Here is a 1151-nt window from a genome sequence, read left to right as displayed (position 1 = left end):
GGCGCCGCCCGTGCCCGCCCCGCGGTCGGCCCCCGCCGGGCCCATCGAGGCCCCCGCCACCCCGGCCAGGTCCATCGAGTACGCCGGGCGGCGCGACCCGGGCTGAGCCACGCGCGGCCTCCCGGCGCCGTCCGCTCCGGCCGGATCTGATCACAAGCGTCCCCCGGCGGTCCACGGTGGACGCCGGCCCCGTTTCCGTGGCGGCGCGACACGCCCGGCGACGGTGCGTTGTGGCGGCATCGGCGGTAGTTTGTACCCGTGCTGCCGATCGCGCTCACCTGTCCCGTGTGGTGGGTGACGCGCTGGGTCGCCCGCACACTGGCCAGCCTGGCCGTGCTCGTCGCCTGCTCGTTCGGCGCGGCGACGCTGCCCGTCGGCGGGGCCGCGACGGCACCGGTGGCAGCCCCGGCGGTGGCCTCCGTCGAGAGCCTGACCCTCCGGACCGCCGACCAGGACCTCAGGGACGCGGCCGACCGGACCTCCGCCGTCGCCGGGGCCGGGCAGAACCTCCGGGGCGGCGCAGCCGACCGGCAGGCCGTGCCGGTCGGTGGGCCCGGGCCGGTGGCCGCGACCCAAGCCGTTGTCCGCCCCGCGGACCGGCCTCTCGCACTGACCGGGCTGGTTCCGGCGACCGTCGGCTCCCGGGCCCCGCCGGCCCGCTGAGCCCGCCGTGGGCCGCCGGCCCGCGCCCGCCGCACGCACCGAACCTCACCCCCGCACCCGCCCGTCGGCGGCCCGGCACCCGTTCCCGGTGCACCGCCGCTCCCACGGCTCGTGCGGACACCTCTCCGCCACGTTCTCTCCCGTGAGGTGCCGACCATGCCGCAGACCGTTCTCTACCGCTTCCTGACCGAGGTCCCCGAGGCCGCCGCCATCTGGTCGGCCCTGCTCCTGCTGGCCCTGGGTGTGCTCGCCGTGCTGGTCGCCCGCCCCGAGCGGGACGACGAGACCGATCCGGTCCCCGACCCGGTCGCCGAGGAGGCCGCCCGCCGGGCCGACCTGCGCCGCTACGCAGACGAGGTGGCGGTGGCCGCCGCCGGGGCCGCGCAGACCGCCCGGCGGCGGCGGGAGCAGTGGCTGACCGCCCAGGACGAGGCGGACCGCGCCTGGCGGGCGTACGACGAGGCCGAGGCCGCTGCCCGGCGCTTCGC

At 79.1% G+C, this 1151-nt stretch carries 1 protein-coding gene and 1 pseudogene; both read left to right on the top strand.

The features are described 5' to 3' along the window. Positions 1–294: 294 nt before the first annotated feature. Positions 295–663 carry a hypothetical protein gene (locus tag B0E53_RS36655; RefSeq protein WP_246835786.1) on the top strand — a complete coding sequence of 123 codons (369 nt, stop codon included), beginning with the start codon at positions 295–297 and terminating at the stop codon, positions 661–663. 156 nt (positions 664–819) lie between these two features. Beyond that, positions 820–1151, top strand: a pseudogene (locus B0E53_RS36650) (hypothetical protein); the annotation flags it as partial.

Origin of the sequence: Micromonospora sp. MH33 (genome assembly GCF_003013775.1) — a bacterium.
GTDB classification, from domain to species: domain Bacteria; phylum Actinomycetota; class Actinomycetes; order Mycobacteriales; family Micromonosporaceae; genus Micromonospora; species Micromonospora fulviviridis.
This window is presented reverse-complemented; position numbering and strand designations above follow the sequence as displayed.